We start from the raw sequence: 26,094 nt of genomic DNA, 5'->3' as shown, positions 1-26,094 counted from the left end.
TTTTGCGTTTCCGAGGAAGTCATTGGCAGCGAATGCCGCAGAGAAAAGATCGGACGAAAAGTAGAGAAGACATCCAGCTTCACCGATCCTGGGATGGCGGTCTGGAAGCCGATCCCAGCCCAAACGCGACGTCCTGCGTGCCGACGCGTCTAGACTTTCAGCGAAACTCGAAGCTCTTCATCGCTGTTTGGATGGGACCTGTCAAGTGTGTTGATTCTCAGCCGCAGCTCAGAATCAGAAAAAGTCCCCTGCACCCAGCCGCTTGGCTGTTTTACATCGAAAACGTAAGCGACGGCGGGAAGGTTGACCAAATGAAGTTGCGCGGCGTCGCCGTCAAGCACTCGATTCTCCCAGCGATGCGTGTGCCCGTAGAAGTAGGCTTTCACTCGAGGGTGCTGCTGCAACAATGTTGTAAACGCCACCGTGTCTTTCACGCCCGAATAGGCTTTTCCGCCAGCGGGTGGTGAGAACTGCAGGTTGTGGTGGCTGACGACGACGACCGGGCGCTGCGTGTCGGCGGCCAGGAATTCCTTCAGCCACTGGAGCTGCGCCGCGCCGATCTCTCCGGTGACTTGATTGACTTTCCAGAGCGAGTCCAACAGCACGACGTCGGTCTGGCCGAGTCGGATCACATCGACATGCTTGTCCTCGACCGCAACGTCGTTGGATTGCTGATCGCTGAGGGCTTGATAGAGCGGGCCGCGGTCATCATGGTTGCCCATCGTGACGTGCAGCTGGAGGCCGGCGTTGTTCAGCGGCGCGACGAGTTTCGCAAAGGTGGCGTAGTCACCCGGCAGCCCTTTCAGATACGCGCAGTCGCCGTTGACAATGACGTGCGATCCGGAGGGGAGAGCGTCGACGACTTGACCGACGACCTGTTCCAAATGCTCCGCCATCCGGATGCCCCGCGCGACCGTGTTGGTGTCCGCGTCAACGTGCGTGTCTGACAGAAACGCCATTTGCGGTGCAGGTTGCGGAGCCGGCTGGGCGTTCGCGGCGGTGGAAAAGGCGAGGGTGGACGACGCAGCGATCGCCTGGAATTGGCGGCGGTTGATTCGGTGGTTCATGGATGGGTGTTGATTCGGGTGATTCACGGTGCTGGTGTGGGTCATGATTGTAAACGATGGGTCACGCGCCGGTCGCTGATGCGTCCCGCTGGGGTTAGTTGCGTAGACTCGCCTGCAGGTACTCGATCAAATCGGCCATCGCTTGGGGCGGGATCGCTTTTTCGAAGCCTTCGGGCATGATCGATTGATTGGTGTTTCGGAGCAACTCGATGTCCTGCCGCAAAATGGTGTCGGACACATTTTCCGCGCGACGCAGGGTGATGCTGTTGGCGTTTTCCGATGCGATCATGCCGGCAACCGTCCGGCCGTCGGTGGTCAACACGACGTAGTTGACGTATTGCGGATTGACTTCACGGTTGGGGTCCAACACGTTGGTCAAAATCGATTCTCCGCCGCGTGTGGCTGCTGCGGCCAAACTGGGACCGATTGCGTGCCCGACATTGCCCGACTGATGACAGCCGGCACATTGCTTCTTAAATACCTCGGCACCGCGCTGGGCATCACCGGTCAACTGAAACGTTTCCTGGTACTGCTGGATGACCGCCTCCCGTGACGGACCCTTTATCGTTGCCAGGTAGCCTTCGGCCCGTTTTCGCAGTTCCGGATCGCGGCTGGAGGCGAGTGCATTCCAACGCGCCAACGAAATGTCCGCCGCGTCGATCGTTCCTGCGTCGATGGCATCCAGCACGGCGGCCGATCGCTTGGCGGTCGCAAACAGGACGTCGCCGGCGGCACTGCGAAGCCGTGGGCTCCACGTCGGCCAGGGCTCCAACAGAATCTCAACCAACTCGGGCGACTCGCTGCGGTCCAACGCACCGATGACGGCCAGCTGTAACTCCGACGATTCACTATCGCGCAAGACCTTCACCAGCGTGGGGAAGATTTGATCGATCGGTGCGTCGGCCAACCAGCCGATCGCCCGAATGCGTTCGGCATCAGAACGCTTCGTCTCGGCAACCTGGGCCAACGCCATCGAGATCAGGCCGGCGGCGAGCGACTCGGCGCGAGCATACAGTTCCTCGCCGATTGAATCCCGACGATCGGCCCGATTCAAACGCCCGATTGCGGGTAACAAGCCGGGATGATGCGCTGCGCTGACCAACGCAGAAAGCGACCGACGCCGCTGGTCGTTCTCGTCACGACGGTCGATTTGGCTGGACAGGCGCAGCAGGAACGGGGCAAGCGGTTCGACGGAGTCGGATTTCAACAACGCGGCAAACAATCGATCCGGGTGACCGCTCGTGGAACTCGACACGGCGGTCTGGATCCAGCGGTCGGTGGGATTTTGCAGTGCCAGCTCGGCGAGCCAATCCGACTTGGCCTCGAACGAAAACTCACCGAGTGAAAACGCCAGTTGATAGCGGACGTCGATCGATGGATGGCGAACCAGCGGTTTCAGATGGCCGACGATGTCTTGGTCCGACGCAAACTGTTCGGCCAATCGAATCGCATGGCGGACGACTTGGGGATGAGGATCGTCAAAGCGGTCGATCACGTCCTGGGGCGTGAGCAAACCGAGGCCGTCGAGCGCGTAAAGCGAATGCAAGCGTCCCTGGGCGGACGCGCTTTGTCCGACTTGACGACGCAGCGTCTCGCTGATCGTTTTGTCCTGGCGTTGGTAGATCAATCGGGCCGCCGTCTCGCGGTGCCACGCGTTGGGGTGCTGTAGCAACTTTGCCAACGACTCGGTATCGAACGTGTCCAATTTGGGAGTCGGCCGATGGTGGTACCCGTCGGGCACGACGCGATAGATCCGGCCCCGATTGCGACCTGATGTCAGGTCCACATGTTGCTTGATCTCCGGCGGAAGACTTTTGGGGTGTTCGATGACTTCGCGGTAAACGTCCACGACCGAGAGTGCGCCATCGGGGCCGCAAGCGAATTGGGCAGGCCGAAACCAGTTGTCTTTAGAAGCCACGAATTCCGATTTCGGATCGATTCGTTCTCCGACCAACTGCACACCCGTGGGCGTCAAACGTTTGCGATGGATCAGGTTGCTGCCGACATCACCAACGATTGCCAGCGAGTGATCGTCTTGGGGCCAGGCGTCGCCGCGATAGATGGTCACGCCGGTCGCGCCGGTGAAGTAGCCTGCCGCGCGGCCGCCGCCTTCGATCGGGCCGCGAACGAGTCCCGCGACGCGCAGCCGTGTTCGAACGACACGCCACGGTTCGACCGGGCTGATCCGAAACACTTCGGCTTGCGGTCCATCGGCGGCGATCGATTGACGAGCCGACGGGGCGACCAGCAACGGGTTCCGTTTGATGTAGCGATCTTCGTACATCACTTGTTGCAGGTGATCGCTGTTGGAGGAAACAAATTTGCGTCCCCAGTCATCAAAACACATTCCGTGCTGGGCGCCGCCGCTGGTCAATGTGAACGCGTAGGTTTCCGGATCAAACGCCATGTCGTGTCCGCGGACTTCCACGGCCGCAGATTCGTCTTCGTCGGCTCGTCGAACTTTGCCGCCGACGGTGCCGCAGGCCAGATGGATGCGGTTGTCTAAACCCCAATGAAAGGAGTTCAATAGGCCTTGGACGTTTCCGATCGAGAATCCGGTGAAGACGACTTTCTTTGAATCGGCGACGCCATCACCGTCGTGATCCTTCAGGTAAAAAATGTCCGGCGCGTCGGCCACGAACAGGCCTTCGTCGTAGGGGAACAGAGCCGTCGGCCAGAGCAAGTTGTCGGCGTAAACGGTGTGGCGATCGAAGACGCCGTCGTCATCGGTATCGATCAGCCGCGTGATGCGTGAGAGCTTGTCATCACGGTCTTCGCTGTAGCCACGCATCTCACAAACAAACAGTGCGCCGTCGGCATCCCATTCGATCGCCACGGGGCTGTTGACCAAGGGCTCGGCGGCGACGAGTTGAATGTGGTAACCGTCGGCGACCCGGAAATCATCGAGGGTGTCGCCGGGTTCGGTCGGTGCGATCCGCGGCAATTGATCGGCGAAGTCGGCGGCAGGGGTGGGGGTAAAAAAGAGCAGGGCGGCCAGGCAGGGGAGGAACAAACGGTAGGACAGACGAATCATGATGCGTCGGAATAAGGCGGGAGGGGGAGGGAAGGGGGAGGGGGAGCTGATGTCGAGAGTAGCTACGCTCGCCAGAGCGTGGACGTTCCGCCGTCTGGCGACGGCAGCTACGCAGTCGCCAGTCATTGACCACTCGTTGCTGAGTCTTCCACGCCGAGCAACTGCGTGATGTTGTCCATCAGAATGCGTTCGCAACTTTTGTCGACGCGCGACGCCCGCGGGCTGGTTTCGTAGCCGCCTTGTCCGTAGGCGATCTCGGTGCCGATGTAGCCTGGACCATAATCACCATAGACGGCCATGGCGACGTGCAAGTCGTCGCGCATCTTCTTCGCGGCCAGTTGGTATTCGACGAACAGCTCTCCGGGCATGTGCAGCACGCGAACATCGCCGACGGCCAGGCACGCCAGGTCGATCTTGTGACCGGATTGACAGCGTCCGAGCCAAGCCAGGTCGGCGGGCACGTTTTGGGTGTCGGATGACGATGGGTTCTGCAATGCCGCTAGCAACTGCTCTCGGTCCAAATGGGGTGCCGGCGGCAATGCGACCGGGGCGACCGACCAGGCAATCGATTCGGGGCGGACCGGGAAACGCTCGGCAGACTCGAACGCGCGTTTCATCGCGTCGGCGACACGGGCGGCCAGGATCAAACGATTCGCCTTGTCGCCGTCGTTGTATTTCCCCGCGCCGATGTTTCCGCCGGCCCCATTGAAATGGATGTGCATCGTTTCGGGGACGTCTTGCCCGCGGATGATTCGTGCGATACCAGGGAAATCGGGACTGGGGACGCCGGTGCGGTAATAGCTTTGCGGATGACAGGCATAGTAGGTCATCGAAGCAAGCGCCTTGTCGCCGTCGTAGAACACCAGGCAATTCAGTTCGGGGTCGATCGTTCCTTCCGGTTCGGCTCGCAAGTCAGGGTCGCGGCAGGTGGTGTACCGCGTCGCTTTGACCTTTCCGTCGGGACCGAGCAACCGTCGGTTCGACGCAACGTTCTCGACGACGGCCGTGCCGAATCCGGCGTGTGTGATCGGCTGGGCGTGGGGCAGGGCGGCGGTGACGGTTTGACCAAGCTGGTGCAGCACGCCGCGTTGGAAAGAGCTTTCGTACGGGCCCAGATCCGTCGCGCCGGCGTGGTGGAGGATCTGCTCGGCGGTGAAGTCGCAGCGTGGTGCGTCGTGTTGATGCAGGCAATGCACGGCGACGCGGTCACGAGTCGTTTCGGCGGCCGCCGCCAGGACGTCGCGGAACGTGTCGTGGGCGCCGTTGGCGATTCCGATCCAATCGACCGCACACAACACGATCGGCTGGTCGGCGCCCAGAATCACCAGACCGCGACATCGCAATCCCAGCTCGTCGCTGCGGCGAACCGGGTCGTAAGCCATCATCGAACCGACCGGCGGGGTGACGTCCAAATCGAAGGTCGCGATCTTGACCGCATCGCTTTCGGCGGCATGTCCGCGGGCAGCAAAGTCTGGAAGCCAACTCAGCACGAGCAAGGCGAGAAACACGACAGCGTTGAGGTGGGGGCGATGAATCTTGTGCGACATAGAGAATCGTCTCGGCGGGAATTGGGTGGGAGGTGGGGTTTCCCATGATAGCCGGTCACGCCGCCGGAAACACGCTCGATGCGATCCATCCGTCTGGCAACTTTTGGGGAGCAAAAGACGACGCTGGCACACCCGGATCAATTACAATCTCAGTTCCTGCCCGATCGTCCCACCCACCCGAGAAAGAGTTCCCAGTGATGCGTTTCTTCAAAATTTCCGTTTGCATGTTGTTGTCGTTCGTCGCCGCCGAAGCGATGGCGATTGATGTCGGTGACGAGGCGCCGTCCTTTGAGGCGACCGATGATCGCGATGAGACCTGGAAGTCGTCCGACCACGTCGGCAAAAAAATCCTGGTCGTTTATTTCTATCCGGCCGACATGACGGGGGGATGCACGGCCCAGGCCTGTGGCTATCGCGACAAGATGGATTCGTTTACCGCCGACGGTGTGGAAGTGGTCGGGGTCAGCGGTGACTCGGCCAAGAATCATCGCGTCTTCAAGAAAGCCCACCAGTTGAATTTTACGCTGTTGGCCGACACCGATGGGAAGGTCGCCAAAGCGTTCGGCGTCCCCGTCACCCTGGGTGAAAAAACGGTGACGAAGATCATCGATGGCACCGAAACCGAGTTGCTGCGAACCGCCACGGCAAAGCGATGGACCTATGTGATCGGGCTCGACGGCAAGATCGCTTACAAAGATTCCGCGGTCAACGCCAAGCAAGATCCAGAGAAGATCGAGGAAGTGATCAAGTCGTTGAAGTGAGTCATGCGGTGCATGCCGCTCGTCTTTGGTAGGGCATGCTGTGCATGCCTTCTGTCACGCACAGCGTGACCTACTTGGGATGTTACGCACAGCGTGACCTACTCGGGATGTCACGCACAGCGTGACCTACGCAAACAGCGAGACTTGTTTCGCGGGTACAGGGCGGTAGGCCGGTCGATCGATCGTGTAGCGGCGTAGCAGCGAGCCGGCCAGGGCGATACCGCTCAAATAGGCCGCTTCGACTCGGCTGCCGCCGCACCAATCACCACAGACGCCGATTCCGGTGGTGGCGTCGAATAGGCATTCCTGATCGAGCGGTTTCTCGGGCACGGCGTAACGCCAACGGTGTGCGGTCGCGTAAAGCGGCTGCGTGACCGTTTCACCCAGCAGCGACTCGAAGGCCTGTTGCAAGGTTTGCAGGACACGAGCAGGATCGTCATCGACATGCGCGTTCGACCATTCCGCCGACGCATGGATGACCCACGAAGCGGGTGAAGTCCGGCCGGGTTTCTTGTCGTTCCTTGCGATCCATGCGATCGGGCTGTTGTCGACAAACGCACCGTCATACGGGACATCCGACAGCGACGGGTCGGCAATCATCGCGGCCCAGCACGGACGCATGTTGACCGAGCGCACCGTCTCGGCCAACTCGGTACGGCCGTCGATCAACGCGAGCGTTTGAGTCGGCGGGCAGTTGCACAACACCACGTCGAACGGTCCGTGTTTTTCCCCGTCGGTCGTTTCGATCTGCCATTGCCCGGCTGCCTCGGTCAAACGCGAAATCGTTTTCCCCAACCGCAGCGTCAATCCTTCGGACAAATGTTTGGCGACGGCGTTCATGCCGGGGATGCCCAGGTAGCGGGGCGTGTCATTTTTTTCGCCGAGGATCTCGCCTTGGGCATCCAGGTGCACGATTCGACCCATCCAGGGTTCGACCACCCCGTCGTGAATCCAGCTGTTGACCAGTCGACAGAACCGTGCGTCGCGGGCCGTGAAGTACTGGGCGCCGTGATCGAACAGCAGCTCGCCCTTGACGTCTGGGTGCGTGGCGCGGCGGGTGGCGGTCCGTCCGCCGACGCTGTGTGATTTGTCGAACACCGTGACATCGATTCCGTGATCGGCCAGCGTCCGTGCGGCCGTCAGTCCGCCGATGCCGGCACCGATGACCGCGACACGGGGAAGCGTCGCGGCGATGGGGCGGTCGACATGCCGGCGGAAACGTTGCAGATCGATTTGACTGGCGTGTGCCTCCAGGCAGCGCGGACGGAGTTTGCCGATCACCGGTTGCTCGGGCGTGAACGGGCGATCGAACTGGCCGTAACACCAAAGCACGCCGCCGTAGGAGGCCGGGTTGCGACCGTCGAGTGAGTAGCGGTGATTCAGATCCAACGTCAATTGAAGGGCGCGGGAGGGAGTGTCCAGCCAAGGGAGGAACGCTTTTCCCCACGTCATCCGGAGGTTGTTGTGTAATTCGCCATGTTTGAGCAGACTGCGCTGGGCGGCGTCCCAAAGTGGGCGTCCCGTCTTTGCCCGCGCCAGGGTTTCCCAACTGCAATTGGCTTCACGCGGATCCCCTTCGTGGCGGCACAGCGACTGCTTGGCCCAATCCGGCACCGCGTCCAAACTGTCAATGATCTCGCGATGGTGAAAGCAATAGTGAAACGACATCTCACGCCAGGTCAGCAACTCGTCGAGAAACGTTTTCGCGTTTTGCTGTGCCGCTTCCCGCGCGATCCGGAACGGGCTGACCATGCCGTAATGCAGGTAAGCGCTCATTCGGCTGGCGCCTTCGGGTCGCAGCGGGTCGTGGCGCGCCTGGCGATACGTTTCCAGTCCGTGTGTTTTGAACGCGTTCCAACGCGCATATCCGGCGCGGGTTCCACCGGGGGTGTCCGCGACCGGCGCGATCGAATGATCGATCCGGCACTGGCCGATCAAGGACGCCAGATCCACGTCTTGCAACGAGATCGGATGCAGGCCGAGTGACGACGTGAGCCGTTCGACGTCACACATCGGGACGTCGACCTGTTGTTCGGGATAGACCTTGGTTAACCGTTCGTCGTAGAGAGGTTGAGCGTGGCGGCGAAAGTCAGCGGCGGAGGTGAATGCCTGGTCGAGCAAGGTGACCGGGGCGACACAGGAGCAGTCGACGGTAGCCACCGGTGTCTTGCAGGTGGCGACCAATCGATCCATCCAGCCGACGAGCGGTTGTACCGGCATCTCTTCGGTGATCAGGCAGGCGGCCACACGCGTCAGGTTCCGCAGGTACGGTCCGCGTTGTCCTTGACGCTGCAAATGAAACGCGGCCACGATGCCGCGGTCGGCCAGTTCACGTTGCACATCGCGATGGCCCTGCAACATGAACGCGTGCAGTCGGTCCGAAGCGTACGGGTACTCTTCGCTGAGCCCATGGTAGACCAGCAGTGGCAGTCCGTTTTGGCGGGCCAGGCAAATCGCGGCATCGAGCGCCGGGTTCTCGTGAGCACGCAGCGCGTTGTGCATCCAGTACAGCACAAACTGCCCTGGCTCGTACGCCCGCTCCTCGGGCGACGCCATCCAACGAAGACGCTCGGCAATGTGTTTGGGAAGTGCGGTGTCCAAGAGTTCCGGTCTCGGTCGGAGAAAAGACGATCCTGCGTCACATCGTATGACAGTGGCAAACCTTCAGTCGTGGCGGATCATCCAGCGGGCGAGGCGTCCGGGGGGCAGGCCAGGGCAAAGGTAGCGATTTGGCGGGACCACGTCCGGATGGGAATCGCGCCCAGGCTGCTGCGCGACCGCCTGTGCCGCCAAGCGACCGCTGATCACGGCGCCTTCCATCGTGGCCGGCCAACCCGTTTGCGTCCAATCCCCCGCTAGAGCGAGCCAGGGCAGTTGCGTGGTCGCAGCCGGACGGATCGCATCGACATCCGGACGCAACGAAAACACGCTGTTTGGGTCGGTGACCAGGCGGTGACGCAACAGGCTTGCGTTTCTGGCGGCCGGAAAGGCGTGTCGAAGTTCGGCCAAAACGGTGTCGATCAGTTCCTGTTTGGACCCCGAAATCGATTCCTTGGACGCGCTGATCACCACCTGATAGTAATATTGCGACGGCTCATCGGTGGATGTCGCGGCCGGCGGGTGATGCGAATCAAACGGGTCACGGAACAGCCACTGTGCGGTCGTGCCCACCATCACTGCATGATCCAATGCCGTGATGGGCGAATCAAACCAGAGATGCAGCCCCGTGATGGGAGACGACGGGATTTGCGAAATCGCGTCCACGTCCGGCAACCGACTTCGATCCGCGTCAGGCCATCGGTCGAACAGTTTGTCGATCCGGTGCCAAGGCACGGCGCAGATCACGGCGTCTGCATCCAGGTCGCCTGATGCGGTGATCACACGTGCTTCGGGGGTGATTTGTTCCACGGTGTGCCCGGTCCGAATCTCCACGCCTCGCCCGGTCAACACTGCCGAGAGCTGACGCCCAAACAGCTCGGCCAGCGGCAGAGTGGGAACCAGCACATCGCTGGCACCGCGGGCGATCGCGAATCCGTCGATCAGCACCTTGCGGGCGGCAGCCATCGAGACGTGTCCGGTCGTTTCTCCCAAGGCGCTGACCAGGATCACGTCCCAGAACTCCCGCACGCTGTCGTCGCTTTGACCCGCCTGGGCCAGCCACTGCCGGGCGCGGCAGTCCCCCAACGCTCGCGGCGGCGTCCGCATCAGTTTCCACAGCCCGCAAAGAATCTCGCGTTTCTGCCGGGCGGCGAGGTAACGCTGCGCACCAATGGTCCCCAACAAGTGCAACGGCGGCGGCAGCCAACGGTTCGGTGCGAATCGACTCGGCGGATGATCGGGGTGCAAGAACGTCAGCGAGCGGTAGCGTCGGAAGTGTTGTTGCAAACCACATCGATCCAGCATCTCGATCAAGTTGGTACAGCAACCCATCGCGGCATGCTGGCAGTAATCGACTGCCGTTTCCGTTTCGGGATCGACGTAGGATCCGGCGCGACCGCCGGGGATCCGTTTGGATTCCAGCAGCGTGACTTGATCGTCGGGATGAACCCGCGAGAGTGTTTCGGCGGCGGCCATCCCGGCCAACCCGCCGCCGACGATCACGACACGCTGCCCGGTCACGCGCCGGCCTCGGTGACTTCGATCGGTGGCACGGGCAGACGATGAAAAATCGGTTTGAGGAAGTGCTGCGAAACGAGGCCGAGTTTCGTCGCAGTGCTCAGTTCGACCCGCCGCGTCGCGACCGCGCGTGGGTTTTCCGCGATGCGATCGAGCAATCGACGGTAGGTCCGCCACATCATCGAAAACATCGGGCGGCCGTCGGGGCCGAGTGAATCCCAGACCTGCCAGCCGCTGACATAAAGTGTTTTGGCGCGACGGATTTCGTCTTCGATCAGACAAACCAAGCGGTCGTCCGGACGCGGTTCCAGCAGATCATCTTCGCACAATCCGTGTTGGGCAAAGTGCTGGCGGGGCAAATAAATCCGTCCCCGCTGGGCGTCTTCGGAAATGTCGCGCAGGATGTTGGTCAGTTGAAACGCCAGTCCACAGTCGACGGCCGCACGCATGGGCAACGGGGCGTCGAATTCCCAGATGTGCAGACACGCCAACCCGACGGCCGATGCGACCAGGTAACAATAATGTTCCAGTTGTTCGTAGGTGTCGAAACGCGTTTTCTGTTGGTCGGCTAGGACGCCGTCGACGATTTCCAACAGGTAGCGAGTGGGGATTTGAAACCGTCGCGTCGTGTCGCGCAGCGCCGGCATGATTTCTTTAGCATGGCGAAACAGATCGATCGGCCAGTCCGAGGTGTCGTCGGCCAATCCCGGAGACAGCGGCACATGGTCCACCGGGGTGTCGCTGATCAGGTTCAGTGCCGTGGTTTGTCGCCACCAATCCAGCCAGCGGGTTCGCAGCGCCGCCGGTTCGTCGCAATCGCCGATGTCATCGGTGATCCGGGCGAAGGCGTAGAGCGCGCACATGGCGTTGCGTTTTTCGCGTGGCAGCAGCCAAAACGAGCGATAAAAGTTGCTGCCGCTGCGGCGCGAAATGCGTCGCACCCGTCGGTAGCTGTCGGTCGTGATGGAAGCGGATCGCATGATTACAGTTTGCCGAACAATGCACGCCCGACGAGCAGTCCTTGTTTGATTTTCCCAACTTTGGGCCGGACACGCAGGACATCGAAGTCGATGGCTCGAATCGCGTCGAGCGTCGCCAGACCGCCGTGGGCGAACAGTTTGATGTCGCCGCGCAGCCAAGCGGGGACATGATCGACCAGAGGCAATCCGCGATGGAAATAATTCTCGGCTTGGTCGCACAGAAAAGCGAGCAATTCACGCAGGGCTGGGGGCGTGGACGGTTCGGCGAGCATCGACACGCTGACGCCAAACCGCTCGCGGACGTCGGCGGGCATGTAAATCCGGCCGATCGCGTGATCCCGCGAAATGTCTTGCCAAAAATTGGCCAGCTGTAGTCCGGTGCAGATTTCGTCCGACAGGGCAGCCGTTGTCGGGTCGAGCGAATCGGCCAATTGCAGCACTAGACGTCCGACCGGATTGGCCGAACGCGAACAATAATCGATCAGTTGGGGCGTCGATTCGTATTGTTTGATCTGTTGGTCTTGCCGAAACGCCGACAACAGATCATCAAAGGGGCGTTTGTCCAGGCGATAGGTCGCGACGGTGTCAGCCAAGGCGGGGAAGAGTCCCTCTGTCGGGGCCTGGCTGTCTGTCGGGGCCTGGCTGTCCGCTGGAGGCTGGCCGGCAAACAACCGGTCGATCTGGTGTTGCAAGCGGTCCAGGCCAGCCAGGGCGGTGCGGTCGTCGGCCGATTCGTCCGCGACGTCGTCGGCGGTACGACAAAACGCGTAAATGTTGTAAAACGGTTGTCGCATTCGCCGCGGCAGTAAAATAGAAGCGACGAGGAAGTTTTCGTAGTGGGACGTGGCGAGCTGACGGCAATACCGCTGGCTTTTTTTTAACTCGATCGGCGGCGTGGTTCCGGACGACATTCAGGATTGATTCAATGAAAATTGTGCTGGCCGCCCCCCGGGGATTTTGTGCGGGGGTCAACATGGCTGTCGACTCGTTGGATTTGACGCTCCAACATTTTGGCGCTCCGGTCTACGTGTACCACGAGATCGTACACAATCAGTTCGTGGTCGACACGTTCAAGCAAAAAGGGGCGGTGTTTGTCGATTCGGTCGAGGAGGTGCCCGAGGGAAGCGTGCTGATGTTTTCCGCACACGGCGTGTCGCCGGAAATCCGTGCCGCCGCCGCCGCTCGCAACCTGACCGCACTGGACGCCACCTGTCCGCTGGTCACCAAGGTTCACTTGGAAGCGATCAAGTACGCCAAGCTGGGCTACACGATCGTCTTGATCGGGCACCAAGGGCACGATGAAGTGATCGGGACGATGGGCGAGGCGCCCGAAGCGATCGTGTTGGTCGAAGATGAACAGGACGTGCAGACGTTGGAGGTCGCCGACGAATCAAAGATCGCCCTGTTGACGCAAACCACGCTCAGCGTCGATGACGCCAACCGAATCATCACCAAGCTGCGCGAGCGGTTTCCGATGATCCAAAGTCCGCCCAAAGGCGACATCTGTTACGCCACCCAGAATCGACAAGATGCCGTCAAAATACTGTCTGAAGATGCCGACGTCGTCGTCGTGCTCGGTAGCCAAAACAGCAGCAACAGCGCCCGCTTACGGGAGTTGGCTGCCGACCGCGGAAAGCGCGCGTTCCTCGTCGATGGGCCGGGCGATTTGAAACGGGATGATTTCCGTGACGCCGACACGGTGCTGATCACCGCCGGGGCCAGTGCGCCCGAATCGGTGGTGCAAGAGACCATTGATTGGCTCCGGCAAGAATTCGACGCCAGCGTGGAAACGGCGACCGTGCGGGAAGAATCGGTGGAGTTTCCGTTGCCGAAACCGTTGCGGGCGATCTCGGCTGCGAAGTGACGTCGGGATGGGGTGGCAAAACGATGGGGGCAAAACGATGGGGGCAAAACGATGGGAAGGCAGAATGATGGGGTGGCAGAATGATGGGGTGGCAGAATGATGGGGTGGGGAATGGGAACTGGCTGAATTATTGTTTTGCCCCCATCATCTTGCCCCTTCCGGCCGATCTCTTCATCATTCTGCCCGATATCATTCTGCCACCTCTTCTCTCCCGCGTCGCAGGCGCCCGTCCCCTACCTGAGTTCCGCGATTTGCAGGTTGCGGAACAGCACGTCGGTCTTCGGGTCGTGTCCTTGGATCATGATGGTTCCCGGTGACGTCCGTTTTCCTTTGCGCGGGTTCTCGTGTTCTTCGCGGGTGTCTTCCCAGTCGCTGACTTGCACCCCGCCGACCCAGGCGGCGATTCTGTTGCCGCTGGCATGCAGCAGCACCGTCGACCACTCCCCGTTTTCTCCGGCGATCACGCGGGCGTCTTGGCGACGAAAGATGCCGCCGGTGCCGCAATCCAAGGGCGTCAATCGGTTGCCGTCTTTGAATCCGTTGTTGATCTGGCATTCATAGCCCATCATTTCATCGCCGGGGATGCAGCGAAAGAAGATCCCGGAATTCATTTCGGGGTCATCGATTTTGTACTCCGCGAGCATGAAGAAGTCGCCGTAGCTTTGTCGGGTTTCCAATTGAGTCTTGCCGCCGAGCACGTGCAGGTCGCCGTCATCATTGATCGTGAATGTCCCTTCCATCTCCGGGTATTTCTTCCACTGGGACAAGTCCGCATCGAGCATCGGCTGCATGCCCAGCGGGCGGATTTTGATGTTCTTGAATGCGACGCGTCCGGAATTGTGTTGCAGCCCGATGCGGCGTGCGGCCAGGTCAACCGGATCGGTGTAACGACAGGCGGCGTTGCCATCCAGGGACACGGTGACATCCTTGCCGTCGGCGATGACGGACATCGTTCGCCACTCCGCCGGGGTTTGCGGGCCCGCCGCTTCGCCGTCGACTTTCTGTCGCTGGACAATGCTGCCGGTCGGGAACGGGTTGTCGTCGGGGGCGATGTTGATTTCGTAGCAATCCGAGGTCACGTTTTCCGGCTTCAGCGGCGTGCGAACGAACACACCACTGTTGGTTTCTTCATCCGCTTTGAAATCGAATGTCAATTCAAAGTCGCCCCAGGTGGTCGACGTGCACAGCAAGCATTTCTCACCCTGGTCGACCACGATCGCGCCGTCTTCGATGCGAAAGTTCGCGTTGCCGGTGATTTCCCATCCGAACAGCGTGTGACCGTCGAACAGACGGACCCAGCCTGCCGCGGTTTCTTCGTCGGTCAGTCGTGCGGCCAGCAATTCATCGGCGCTGGCCGAGTAGGTTTGCGGTGCAATCGGCTCGGTCGCCGGTTCCGCCTGGGCGGGCGACTGCTGGGCGGTTGTCTGCTCCGCGGTGGGTGTTTGGGGATCCTTTCGGGCACAACCGATCAGCGCTGTCGTCAGGACAAGTATCGCGCAGCAGGCGAAGGCTGGCGGTGTTCGCCCAATGCCAACGTAATTGGCATGGGGTGTTCGCCGTCCGCCGAGGCGTTGTGGATGAAGGCGACGCGAGTCGTTCAGGCGCGGGTTCATGCGATTAGTAGCCATAGGTTTCAAAGTAATGTTTCCAGGCGGAGCGAATGGTCGCTTCGTCTTGGGGAGACAATTGATGCCGGTTGGTTTGGTAGGAGCGGTGTTCGCTGGCGGCCCAGGATTCGATCACGGGGCGGACCGAATCAAAATCGCTCAATCGCAAGGAGCGATAGATTGTTTCCAGGACGGTGACCGGGTCATCAACCAGGTCTTCGTAGCGGATGTCAATGATTCGGTTGGAGTCGATGGTCGGGCGATCGCGGAGGAAGGCGTCGTACATTCGCCGCAGGCAATCGACCACGTATTGTTTGTCGGCCGACAGTGGCTGGTCGTCGCCGTCGTCGGACGAGTTGGTTGATGCGGCTGCGTCGGGGCGTCGCGCCACTTGCATGCCCTGGGCTTCGGCCAGTCCGGCCCACAGCCGGCAGGTCGAGGGGAATAGGGCGCGGGGGTCGCGGGTGACGTGGATGAATCTCGCATCGGGAAATTCTCTGGCCAACGCGGCGATGCGGCCGGTATGGGTGGGGCTTTTGATCACCAGGGGGCGTCCGGTCACGGTGCTGACCCCCAGCAAGAAACGTCTCAGTGCGTCCAGCCATTGGCGAAGCGCCGACGGGGAGACGTCCTGAAAGTCCAGGTAGTTCATGTCCACGGGGGCTTCACAGGGAAACGCGATGTGGCGATAGGGAGACGGCAGCCCCAGGTTCATCAACGCGAATTCGTCTTCTTGGGGTCGTTCCCAACCGGCCGCCATGTTGTCCATGGGGCGTTTTCCCGGTATCAGCCACCCGAAAAACTTTTGGAAAATCCACTCGGTGACCAGAAAGTGATGGGGCGCAAAACACTGAAAGGTCGTCGGGCTGCTGTAACGTTCATCGAGCACCAGCAGCTCGTGCAGCAGTGTGGTGCCGCTGCGCCAATGTCCGATGATAAAGACGGGGGGCCCGTGCAATTCGGCCGCTGCCAGCCGATTGCGGAAAACCAGTTGCTGGATTCCCGCCAAGACCGTGTTCCACGGCGTCGCCAGCGAAACGCCCAGCAAATTCGGCAGCCGGCTCGGGTGGATTCTGAACCGTCCCTGACGCAGCAGGCCCCACCAGGTCAGCGGTCGCATCCCGTGCCAAAATCGCGGGGCGTACCAAGGGTAACGGTGAAACTCGGCCGCCGGTTTTCCCGCAGCTTTGTCATCGGGGGCGGCCATCCGGCGGTGCTCAGAATCAGTCAACGAAGGTCGCTGCGGGGTTAAAAGAGAGAGAGCCAGAGGCGGGTTTTTCAGAACAATTGTGCGGACGTGCAGAACCAAACCGCTGGGGACACAGAATCAAACGGTTCGGAGCACTGAACCAAACCGTCGCAAATGCTGTACGGATGGCTAAACCCTAATCTAACTCAGCCCACCCCAATCGCGAAAGCGCTACGCACGCGCTACAATCTGCCAGCATGAGTGATTCTACTGAATTATCGTTTGCGGATCTTCAGCGGCATATTCGTCAGATGTACCACGAGAAGGACGTGGCCAGGGGGGTGGAAGGCACGTTCATGTGGCTGATGGAGGAGGTTGGAGAACTTTCCTCGGCGTTGCGGGGCGATGATCGCGCCAATCTGGCCGAAGAGTTCGCCGACGTGATCGCCTGGCTGACCACGATTGCCAACGTCGCCGAAATCGACCTCAACGCAGCCCTGGTCGCCAAGTACGGCGGGGGATGTCCGGGATGTGGCAAACTGGTGTGCGAATGCCCCGATTCAGAGAAGCCATGACAGACCACGTCAAGTTCGCGGCCGCCGCTGCACTCCTCTCGCTCGTTCTCCTCTCGTCAGCCCCCGTTGCGGTGGCGGAGCAGGAACCGGCGGTAGCGGAAACCACTCCGGCGGCCGTGGTCGTTGGAATCAACGGACACTATCGAGTCGGCCGACCGACCGCGATCCGGTTGGCCGAATCGACCCGTTCGGCGATGGAATCAGACGGCGGGTCGCGTTCGGAGTTCGCGCTGGAGACGCTCGACGGCGACGGCGTGCGGGTACGTTATGGTACCTATCCCACCGCTGATTCCGAGCCGATCGAACTGGGTTACGTGGTGCCGGGCTCCGAGGCGGCTCCGCTGCAGATTCAACGCACGACCGAAGCGGGCACCGAAGTGGTCGTCCAGACACGGTTTCCCGCAGCCGGCCGACCGGACCGCGGGCCGTCGATGATCCCCGCCGGCATGCCCTGGATCGTTTCGGTCGGTGATCCGCTGGGCGTCGACCAAATCGGCGCGTCCAACGTGTTGCTCGACAAAGCCGCTCATATCGCCGTGACCCGAATCGAGTCGGCCGACCGTTTGCCGTTTCAGTCGCTCGGCTATGACGGCGTCGACATGGTGATGGTCAACGCCACCGGCGTGCCGGTGTTGGAGGCGATGACCGGGGAACAGTCCGATGCCTTGGTCTCGTGGCTGCGTCGTGGCGGACACTTGTTCGTCACACTCGGAGAGGCCACCGAGCGAACGTTGCAGGCGGCACCGTGGCTGGAGTTGCTGTTGCCGGTCGAGGACGTCACGCTGTCACGCTATGATCCCGCGGCCTTCGAAACATTTACCTCCAGCCAGACGCCGCTGGATGTATTTCAAGGCATCAAGCTGCCCCGTCGCGAGGGCCGCGTGTTGATCTCGGGCCGCACGACGCGTCGCGTATCCGCCGTGCTGGGTGCCGACTACGTGACCGGACTGGGGCACATCACGGTCGTCACGGCCGACTTGGATCGACCCCGGTTTGCCCAGTGGCCCGAGCGTCTGGATCTGATCAAGCAAGTCGTCGGCGAATTGCTCGAGGAGCAGACCGGAGAGCGGGACAGCCGGACCGGTTCGACATCGTTCTCTGATTTGGCCGGCCAGATGCGAGGTGTGTTGGATCAGTTTGTGATCAAGCCACGCTTCAGTTTTTCAGTCGTCTCGGTCGTCGTGATGTTGTTGATCGCCTTGATCGGGCCGCTGGATTACTTGTTGATCAATCGCGTGTGGGGAAAGCCGCTGTTGGGATGGGTGACGTTTCCGCTGATGGCGATCCTCCTGTCGGTGTTCCTGGTCATCCAGGCCGCGCCCAAAACCGTCGCTGACGCGGCGGACACGGAATCGGCAGGCGGCGACTCGACCGGTGCCGCATCACCGACGTCCGCGCTGTTGCGGGCGAATCAATTTCAAGTGACTGACATCGATCTGGTCAACGGGGCCGGACGCGGGTTCGCGTGGTGCTCGCTGTATTCGCATGACCCGGTGCGGGTGGACCTGCGCTATGGGGCTCGTGAAGCGCTGGCGCCGCTCGAGCCGAAATCGAGCGGACAACCCGGTTCGACCGCTTCTCGCTCCTTTGTCTTTCCCATGGGCTATCCCGGCCGAGAGTTCGGCGGCATTCAGTTGGCCGGGGAGAACACCGTGTTTGAAGCGTACTCGGTGGCCCCGTCGAAGATCGATCAAGAAGTCGGTCGGGGCGTGAAGACAGAACTCAACGGTTTGACGATCGCCCCACGCAGCAGCAAGTCGATTGCGGCACGCTGCTCGTTCACCGCCGACACCGACAGGGCCGTCGCCGTGATCCGCCGGCCGGGAAGCGAGTTGTTGCGGGGCGCGCTGGTCAACCCCTTGCCCTATGACATTCTCGATGGCGTGCTGATCTATGGAAACTGGGTGTATCTGTTGCCGACACGTGTTCCCGCCGGATCGAGTGTGGCGGAGTTGAGTGAGTTGCGACAGAAGAATTTTCGTTGGCGTCTGACGCGACAGCAGTCGGCCGACCAAAGCACGACAGTGACGACTCCGTGGTCGCCGAGTGATTTTTCAGACGCCAAACGGGTCGCCGAAATGATCCTGTTTCATCGCGCCGCCGGGGGAGAACTCTACACCGGGCTCGGGCACCATGTGCTCGGCGATCTGGATCTATCGGACTTGTTGGTCGAGGACCGATGTCTGTTGATGGGGCGGACCGAGCAACCGCTGTTTGAATTGGACGTAAAAGAAACGATGGATGATTCAGCGGGATTCATCCAGCCCGGTGGTCGAGTGTTGTCGATGGTGCGCGTGGTCGTGCCGGTTCGTTCGACGCGCCTGAACTGATTCGCCAGAACTGAACGAGTAAAGACTCCCGTGATCAAGACAGTCGATTTGACAAAAAAGTATGGCGATGCGTTTGCGATTCGCAGCATCGACCTGGATCTCAAGGCAGGCGATCTGTTCGGGTTCATCGGACCCAACGGGGCGGGCAAGACCACGACGATGCGGATCATCGCCACGTTGCTCGAACCGAGCTGGGGCGAAGCGTATGTCTGCGATCATTCGGTCCACACCGCCCCCAAAGAAATCCGCCGCCTGGTCGGTTACATGCCCGACTTCTTCGGCGTTTACGACGACATGACCGTGGTCGAGTACTTGGAGTTTTTCGCCGCAGCGTACCGAATCAACGGCCAGCAACGACGAGAGCGCGTCAATGAAATGCTGGAAATCGTCGACCTGGAATTCAAACGCGATGCCTTTGCCAACACGCTCTCACGCGGGCAAACCCAGCGACTCGGGTTGGCGCGGACGCTGTTGCACGACCCCCAAGTTCTGCTGTTGGATGAGCCCTTGTCGGGACTCGACCCCCGGGCGCGGATCGAGATGCGCAACTTGTTGCGTAAGTTGGGCGAGATGGGGAAAACGATCATCGTCAGCAGTCACATTCTGCCCGAGCTGGCCGACGTGTGTAACAAGGTCGGCATCATCGATCGTGGTGAACTGAAACAAAATGCCGAAGTCACCGAAGTGATTCGGATGGTCCGTGAACACGTCGTCTTGGTGATCCAACCGAACCGGCCGGACCAGTTGAATGCGATCATCGACTTGCTCGCCCAGCACGAAAAGGTCCAGAATTGCGAACTCGGTGATGCGTCGATTCGAGTGGTGTTGAAGCCCGATGTCGAAGAGTACAGCGACTTGCCGAAACTGTTGATCGAAAACGAGATCGATCTGAAGCGGTTTTCGGAGGAAGAGCTGGACCTGGAGTCGGCCTTTATGGCTCTGACGAAGGGGACCAGCACCCGTATGTAGGTGTCTCGCTGCGACGCTTGCCGTTGCATCAAGCACCCAAAACGACGGACTGTTCCTCACAACCCGGCTGATCGGGTGCTGGAACGTCCGGGCCGGGATCAACGTGCTAGGATCATGGTGGGTGAGGCTGCTCGTGCAATCCTCGCTGTTCCAAGATGACGAAATCACTCTGATGCCCCCAATACGCTGATGCCAGACCAGGTGATACCAGACCAGTGGTACATCAAGACCAAGAACGGAAAACGTGGTCCCTATTCGGTCCAGCAGCTGCAACGCTACGTCGACGCCGGAGCCATCCTGCCCAATTCGGGAGTGGGAAGCGGGCAAGGTCCGTGGGTGGCCGCAGCAACGGTTCAGGGATTGAGCTTTTCGGCCGAATCGATCGCGAAAGTGCGCGCCTCCACTCCGGCCGCGAAATCGTCGGTCACGACCGGGAACGCCACCGACGCCGCGCTCAATCAGCGGGCGGCGGAGCTGCAATCGCGAGAGCAGGCAGTGCAAGATCGGGCGGAAGAGTTAGATGCCCGTGGCATTGAACTAGACGCTCGCTGCAGTGAGTTAGACGCTCGCGACAGTGAGTTAGATGCTCGCGGCAGTGAGTTAGATGCTCGCGGCAGTGAGTTAGATGCTCGCAGCAGTGAGTTAGACGCTCGCAGCAGTGAGTTAGATGCTCGCAGCAGTGAGTTAGATGCTCGCGGCAGTGAGTTGGACGCTCGCAGCAGTGAGTTGGACACTCGTGACAACGAGCTTGATTCCCGTGGTCAGGAGCTAGACGTCCGGGCGAATGAGTTAGAGCAGCGTGAGCAGGAGTCGCTTCAGCGCGAGCAGGAGTTGGAGGAGCGAACGCAGCAGCTGGACCAGCGTGAATCGGAACTCGGCCAACAGCAGCAAGAGATCCAGTGCCAGTCGCAGGATTTGCAGCAACGTGAAGCGGATCTTCAACTGCAGCAGAAACAGCTCGATGCCAGGGCAAAGGAACTGGACACGCTTGCTGGAGAACTGGATCAACAACGGGAACTTCAAGCGGCACGGGAGGCCGAGCAGGCGACGTCGTTCCAGCAGCAAGAAACGACGCTTGCCCAGCAGCACGCCGATGATGAATCCAAACGGTCGGAGCTGGAGCAACGCGAGTCGGACTTGGCGGCACGCTTCGCCGAGACGCAGCAGTTGGAAGCTCGCTTGCAAGCCGAGCAGGCCGCGCTGCAACAACGCAGCAAAGAAATGAACCAGCGTGAAGAAGCGTTGGCCGAACGTGAGCAAACGACGCGTCAATTGGAGCAGTCGCTGCAGGAGCAGCAGCTCGCCGCCGCCGACCAAGCCGCTCCGGCAGCGGTGCCTGTGGCGGCCAGCGATGATGCCCGCGACGCGTCGGCCGAATCGATTCTGGAGGAAAAGAAACGGCTGTTGCAAGAGTTCGCCGATCGCCAAGCATCGTTGTCGCGACGCGAAGCGGAATTGATTCGACGTGAAAACGAATTGACCCGTCGCGAATTGGATAGCGTCGTGACGCATGATGCAACGACGGAGTCGGGGTGGGAACTTGAAGTTGAACCCGAACCCGAACGTGAATCCGAATCCAAACCGAAACCCGCAACGGCAACCGCAAGTGAACCGGCGGAATCGGTGACCACGGTTCAAGATTCGGAGCCCCGGCGGCCGGTGGAGCCTGCTGCGGCAGAGTCTGATTCGGCGTCTGATTTGACGAGCGCCGCAGCCTCGTCTTGGCAGGACGTGCTGGGGCGGGCCGAAGAACAGCCCGCTGATTTTGAACTGGCCGAGTACGACGGAGTCTCCGCCGAACGCGTTACCGCGGCCGGTGACGTCGCCGTCGCCACAAAGCCGGAGGACGATCGCAGCGATGTCGCTGCGGCTCAGACAGGTTTGAGTGAACTGCGGCGACTCGCCTATGAAGAACGGTTCGGGCCCTGCAGTCGCTATGACGTCGATGATGACCCGTCGATGCGAGTGGACGTCTCAGTCCATCTTCCCGAAGACGCACGCGATTTCACGACGCTGGTGACCAGCGGCATGAGTGACTATCCGATTCCGATGCCTAACGGCCAGCGGAGCGTGCGTGCCGAACTGTTGCTCTATGTCACCCACTTGGATGAATTGGCGATCCAGATTCTACGCGGCGCGGCCAAGCTTCCGTTTCGAAAAAAGAAGGGGCTTTCGATCGGGACGACGGAATCGCTCGATGGACTGCGCGATCAGTTGTCCGACAGTCAGCAAAAGGACTGTGTGTACATGTTGCCGGTGGTCGAATCCGATTCCAAACCGATCCCGGCGAAAGAGGTGATCGGCGGAGTGGTTCAGTTGTTCTGGTTGATGACGATCACCGAAGCGGAACGCAAGCTGATCGACACCGGCGGCATTCACAAATTCCTTTCACTGCTGGAAAAGAACAATCACGCGGTGTTCTTCGATTTGATGCGTGATTGTTATGTGAAACGAAAGGGCTGGTTTCGACGCTAACCGCTCAGGTCGCCCCTGCCGCTCAGGACGCACGGGCTGCTTAGGTTGCACTGGCAAGACGCATCACAAATTGCTCCAGCATAAACCGGTCGCGGCCGTCGGCGCTGTGCGTGCCTTTGAGCCGCAGGTCGGCGTCGAGCAACCAGGCCAACAACTGGACCGCCTTTTCACGTTTCATGCGTTTCATGTCGGCGATCGCCCGCGAGATTTCGGCCGGACGATGGATCCCGGCTTGGGCCAACGAGTCTTCCAACGTCTGCCGTTTGCCGGCCCGTTCGGCGGCCACGTGGGCCGACGCGGCCAATCCGAGGCGGCGCAGGGACCAGGCGATTTGCGGCAGCAATGCGATGGCCGGTTGCCCGCCCGAAATCAGCTTGTCGAGCTGCTTGAGCGCTTCGGCGGCGTTGCCCGACGAGATCGCTTCGGTGATCTGCCAGATCGTTTTGCCCTGCCAGCCGGCGACGACGTCCCGGACCAGTGGTTCTTCGATGGTTTCACCGGGTGCGAGGTAGAGCGCGAGTTTGGCGATCTCGGTGTCCAAAAAACCGATGTCGTCGCCGAGCATTTCGACCAGGGCGTCGGCCGCGCCGCCACTGAGTTTGGTTTGGTGGCGAGCGGCGATGTACTGGGTCAAGAACTTGCGCCGTGACGCCGCCGTGGCACCCGTTTTCTGGCCCGTTTCGCCGCTGCAGCAAACCAGGACATGTGACTTGTCGAGCGCCTTGTAGACTTTGGTGTTCGACGCCAGGGATTCGAATTGCAACACGAGACGTGCCGCCGATCCGGGCTTGGCCAGGTAGTGCTCGATTTCGTTGCGGTTGGCCGAGACGAATTTGTCGGCATCGCGGATGACCACCGATCGCTTTTCGCCCATGTCGAACAACGACGCGGTGGACAGTTCGTCGTTGATGTCGGCCCAACGCGCCGTCGTGCCATCGACATCGGTGACGTCCGCTGCGCCGGTCAAGACCGACGTCGTCCAGGACGCCAACGTATGGTCCCCACCAAACACCGCCGCGACCGCGAAGTCGACCGGAGCGGCAGAAGCATGGCTGGTCAGAAATTCAAACGCATGTGTTTTGGGCATGAGGAGAGTTTAGCAAACCGCTGGTGGTGGCAGAATGATGGGTGGCAGAATGATGGGTGGCAGAATGATGGGTGGCAGAATGATGGGTGTGGGTGGTTTTGGGGGTAGTCCTGTCTTTCGGTGTCTGATATCATTCTGCCCCTTATCATTCTGCCAATAGATCCCGTTTCCCCACGATACGATGCCAATCTTCGTCGACTCTGAGATCAAGGTTCTCGACGAAGATGCGTTTCACGAATTTGCGCACCAAGTAATGGGCATCATCTTTTCGGCTCACAACGAGTGCAGCCGATTGATCGAAGAAGCACCGTTTAAGAATGTCATTCAGCGGCGTTGCGAGGCCGCAGGGATCTCGCCGGTGCGGCGCGAAGTACAAATCGTTGTCACTCACAAGAACTTCAGCAAACGCTATTACATGGACCTGCTGCTGGGATGCGCTCTGATGGTCGAAGCGAAAACCGTCGAACGGCTGAACGAAACCCACCTTGCCCAATCGCTCCACTATCTAATGTTGGCCGGTATGCAACACGGACTCCTGGTGAATCTCCGCAATCCAAGAGTCGAGAAACGTTTTGTTTCGACGAGCTTAGATGCCGACGCCCGTCGCGATTACGAAATTGTTGATGGCAGATGGAAGGAGGTAGACGCAGCGAGTCGACGGTTGCGTCGGACATTCGAAGACCTCCTCGCCGACTGGGGAGCCTTCCTCAATTTGGCACTTTATCGAGAGGCTCTTGGGCACTTGTTGAATGGACCACAGACGACCTTGCGCCGTGTTCCGATCTTCGACGGTGACCGGCAGATCGGCATGCATGATGTCTTTCTATTGTCAAAAGACAGCATTCTGGCGCTCACCGCCGTCATTACCGGAATCGATGAGATGAGGCAGCAGTTGGAACGATTCTTGAACCATACACGAATGCGGTGTATCCAATGGATCAACATGCATCATCATCAAATTGCGTTTGAAACGATTCGGTGATCCTCATCGGGCACTGTCTTCATCATTCTGCCCCGTATCATTCTGCCTTCCGTTTACTACCGCTTCGTCTTGCGGCGTCGGTCTAGCCAGGTTTTGTATTCCCAGCGGTCTTTCCAGTTTTCCAGGTGGGGTTGGTAGTCGGGGCGGTCGACCCAGAACATGGGTTGGGGATGGTCCGCCGCGACGCGGCCTTCGGGGTAATCCTTGCCCGCTTCGCTGGCGTCGGTGGATTCGAGCCAGTTGCGAAGTTGCAGGCGGAGCGTTTGGAAACGCTGGGGATGTTGTTCGGCGACGTTCGTGGATTCCGCCACATCGTCGACAAGATTGTAGAGTTCAAACCCGTCCTGCTTGAAATCTTGGGTCAGCAGTTTCCAGTCGCCGTCGACCACCGCGGCGGCGGATTTGTAGCGAAAGAAAATCGGTTCGGGGCGGCGACGCACCGTTTCTGACGGTCCGCCAAACAGCGGCGTCAAACTGATGCCGTCCCGCGGACGCTTGGGAGCGGGATGGTCGGCGCCGGCGAGTTCAAGAATCGTGGGCATCATGTCCATCACGCTGGCCGGATAATCGGTTTGTCGTGGAGTGACGGTTCCGGGCCATTCGATGATGCCCGGCACCCGCAAGCCGCCTTCGAAAATCGTTCCTTTGTTTCCACGCAGACCGCCGGTCGTTGGCGGCGTGATCTTGGGTAACCCGCCGTTGTCGCTGCAGTACCAAAACAGGGTTTGCTTTTCGATGCCCAGCGTGCGCAATCCAGCACGCAGCGCGCCGATGCTGCGATCCAGCGCGACCAGTTCACCGTAGTGATGCATCGATGGTTCGTCTAAATCCGAAAACGCTGCGTTGTCTTCGGCTGACGCCTTGAAGGGAGAGTGGGGCGTGCCGTACCAGATGACGGTAAAGAACGGTTGGTCGGATGCGGATTGGCGTTTGATGTGCTTGAGCGTCTGCTCCATGATCACGTCCGACGAATCGCCCCGGTAATCTTCAAACTCTCCTCCGCGGCTGAGCAAGGGATCGCGGTCGAAGAAGTTGGTCACCGACAACCAATGGTCAAAGCCGAACGTGCCGGGATGAAATTTGTCGCCCCGCAGGATCGGCGCGCCGGGACCACGCAATCCGTTCAAGTGCCATTTGCCGAAGTGGGCGGTCTGGTAACCCGCGTCGGACAGCACTTGCGGCAACGTGATCTCTTGATGACGCAAGGCGTAGCCGTGTTCGGGAACGCCGACTCGGTAACACGACCGTCCGGTCAACACGGCGGCGCGGGTCGGCGAGCAAACCGGCGCACCGGCATAGAACCGATCGAACCGCAGCCCGGATTGGCTCATCGCGTCCAGGTTCGGTGTCTGAAGCCGCGGGTGCTGGTTGTAACCGGTTTCGCCCCAGCCTTGATCGTCGGCCATCACCAAGATGATGTTCGGTCGGGCGGCTTGGGCCGCGACGGGAAGCAACGCCAGGATCAACAACAGGTAACGCATCACGGGCTCCGGGGCAGGGTAGGGCGGAGC

General features: G+C 60.4%; 18 protein-coding genes. 7 read left to right on the top strand and 11 right to left on the bottom strand.

Translation table 11 applies throughout. The annotated features are described in order from the left end of the window. Positions 1-149 precede the first annotated feature (149 nt). The 3 genes from TBK1r_RS33715 to TBK1r_RS33705 form a co-directional block, all read right to left on the bottom strand. A complete protein-coding gene (locus TBK1r_RS33715; protein WP_419580657.1) occupies positions 150-1,067 on the bottom strand; it encodes a metallophosphoesterase family protein in 918 nt (305 codons plus the stop codon). A gap of 94 nt (positions 1,068-1,161) precedes the next feature. After that, entirely contained in the window at positions 1,162-4,101 is a 2,940-nt protein-coding gene (locus TBK1r_RS33710; RefSeq protein WP_145220059.1) for a PVC-type heme-binding CxxCH protein, read from the bottom strand. 122 nt (positions 4,102-4,223) lie between these two features. Next, positions 4,224-5,648, bottom strand: coding sequence for a hypothetical protein (locus TBK1r_RS33705; protein WP_419580656.1), 1,425 nt, complete (start codon positions 5,646-5,648; stop codon positions 4,224-4,226). Positions 5,649-5,845: 197 nt separating this feature from the next. Here TBK1r_RS33705 and TBK1r_RS33700 point away from each other — a divergent pair, with 197 nt between their 5' ends. Further along, on the top strand, positions 5,846-6,409 hold the full coding sequence (locus TBK1r_RS33700; RefSeq protein WP_145220057.1) for a peroxiredoxin: 564 nt from the start codon (positions 5,846-5,848) through the stop codon (positions 6,407-6,409). Between the two features lie 126 nt (positions 6,410-6,535). Here TBK1r_RS33700 and TBK1r_RS33695 read toward each other — a convergent pair whose 3' ends face one another. The 4 genes from TBK1r_RS33695 to hpnC form a co-directional block, all read right to left on the bottom strand. After that, positions 6,536-9,010, bottom strand: coding sequence for an FAD-dependent oxidoreductase (locus TBK1r_RS33695; RefSeq protein WP_145220055.1), 2,475 nt, complete (start codon positions 9,008-9,010; stop codon positions 6,536-6,538). 63 nt (positions 9,011-9,073) lie between these two features. After that, positions 9,074-10,528, bottom strand: coding sequence for a hydroxysqualene dehydroxylase HpnE (gene hpnE, locus TBK1r_RS33690; protein WP_419580655.1), 1,455 nt, complete (start codon positions 10,526-10,528; stop codon positions 9,074-9,076). Beyond that, on the bottom strand, positions 10,525-11,505 hold the full coding sequence (locus TBK1r_RS33685) for a phytoene/squalene synthase family protein (RefSeq protein ID WP_145220053.1): 981 nt from the start codon (positions 11,503-11,505) through the stop codon (positions 10,525-10,527). Before TBK1r_RS33685 ends, hpnE begins: the two co-directional genes overlap by 4 nt. 2 nt (positions 11,506-11,507) lie before the next feature. Further along, positions 11,508-12,416, bottom strand: coding sequence for a squalene synthase HpnC (hpnC, locus tag TBK1r_RS33680; RefSeq protein ID WP_145220051.1), 909 nt, complete (start codon positions 12,414-12,416; stop codon positions 11,508-11,510). A gap of 14 nt (positions 12,417-12,430) precedes the next feature. Between hpnC and ispH the strand changes: the two genes are divergently transcribed. Next, on the top strand, positions 12,431-13,369 hold the full coding sequence (ispH, locus tag TBK1r_RS33675; RefSeq protein WP_145220048.1) for a 4-hydroxy-3-methylbut-2-enyl diphosphate reductase: 939 nt from the start codon (positions 12,431-12,433) through the stop codon (positions 13,367-13,369). 233 nt (positions 13,370-13,602) lie between these two features. On the opposite strand, the gene TBK1r_RS33670 is transcribed toward ispH, so the two are convergent. Both TBK1r_RS33670 and TBK1r_RS33665 read right to left on the bottom strand, forming a co-directional pair. Beyond that, positions 13,603-14,982: a 3-keto-disaccharide hydrolase gene (locus TBK1r_RS33670; RefSeq protein WP_145220046.1), complete on the bottom strand. Its 1,380-nt coding sequence runs from the start codon at positions 14,980-14,982 to the stop codon at positions 13,603-13,605. Between the two features lie 4 nt (positions 14,983-14,986). Then, complete coding sequence (locus tag TBK1r_RS33665) at positions 14,987-16,207, bottom strand: sulfotransferase family protein (protein ID WP_419580654.1); 1,221 nt, start codon at positions 16,205-16,207, stop codon at positions 14,987-14,989. Positions 16,208-16,422: 215 nt separating this feature from the next. Between TBK1r_RS33665 and TBK1r_RS33660 the strand changes: the two genes are divergently transcribed. From TBK1r_RS33660 to TBK1r_RS33645, 4 genes are all read left to right on the top strand, one after another. Next, positions 16,423-16,740, top strand: coding sequence for a MazG nucleotide pyrophosphohydrolase domain-containing protein (locus tag TBK1r_RS33660; protein ID WP_095737597.1), 318 nt, complete (start codon positions 16,423-16,425; stop codon positions 16,738-16,740). Then, the gene (locus TBK1r_RS33655) at positions 16,737-19,070 is read left to right on the top strand and encodes a hypothetical protein (RefSeq protein ID WP_145220044.1); all 2,334 of its coding nucleotides are present in this window, start codon (positions 16,737-16,739) and stop codon (positions 19,068-19,070) included. The genes TBK1r_RS33660 and TBK1r_RS33655 overlap by 4 nt, the downstream gene beginning before the upstream one ends. 30 nt (positions 19,071-19,100) lie before the next feature. Then, positions 19,101-20,039, top strand: coding sequence for an ABC transporter ATP-binding protein (locus TBK1r_RS33650; RefSeq protein WP_145220042.1), 939 nt, complete (start codon positions 19,101-19,103; stop codon positions 20,037-20,039). Positions 20,040-20,228: 189 nt separating this feature from the next. Next, entirely contained in the window at positions 20,229-22,514 is a 2,286-nt protein-coding gene (locus TBK1r_RS33645) for a suppressor of fused domain protein (RefSeq protein WP_145220040.1), read from the top strand. A gap of 40 nt (positions 22,515-22,554) precedes the next feature. On the opposite strand, the gene holA is transcribed toward TBK1r_RS33645, so the two are convergent. Then, on the bottom strand, positions 22,555-23,601 hold the full coding sequence (holA, locus tag TBK1r_RS33640) for a DNA polymerase III subunit delta (RefSeq protein WP_145220038.1): 1,047 nt from the start codon (positions 23,599-23,601) through the stop codon (positions 22,555-22,557). Positions 23,602-23,782: 181 nt separating this feature from the next. On the opposite strand from holA, the gene TBK1r_RS33635 reads away from it, so the two are divergent. Continuing rightward, on the top strand, positions 23,783-24,583 hold the full coding sequence (locus tag TBK1r_RS33635) for a GxxExxY protein (RefSeq protein ID WP_145220036.1): 801 nt from the start codon (positions 23,783-23,785) through the stop codon (positions 24,581-24,583). A gap of 56 nt (positions 24,584-24,639) precedes the next feature. On the opposite strand, the gene TBK1r_RS33630 is transcribed toward TBK1r_RS33635, so the two are convergent. Further along, on the bottom strand, positions 24,640-26,064 hold the full coding sequence (locus TBK1r_RS33630) for a sulfatase-like hydrolase/transferase (protein ID WP_145220034.1): 1,425 nt from the start codon (positions 26,062-26,064) through the stop codon (positions 24,640-24,642). Between the last annotated feature and the right edge of the window lie 30 nt (positions 26,065-26,094).

The organism is Stieleria magnilauensis (assembly GCA_007753675.1).
In the GTDB taxonomy this organism is placed as follows: domain Bacteria; phylum Planctomycetota; class Planctomycetia; order Pirellulales; family Pirellulaceae; genus Stieleria; species Stieleria magnilauensis.
Note: the sequence above shows the minus strand (reverse complement) of the source record. Positions and strands in the feature narration are given on the sequence as shown.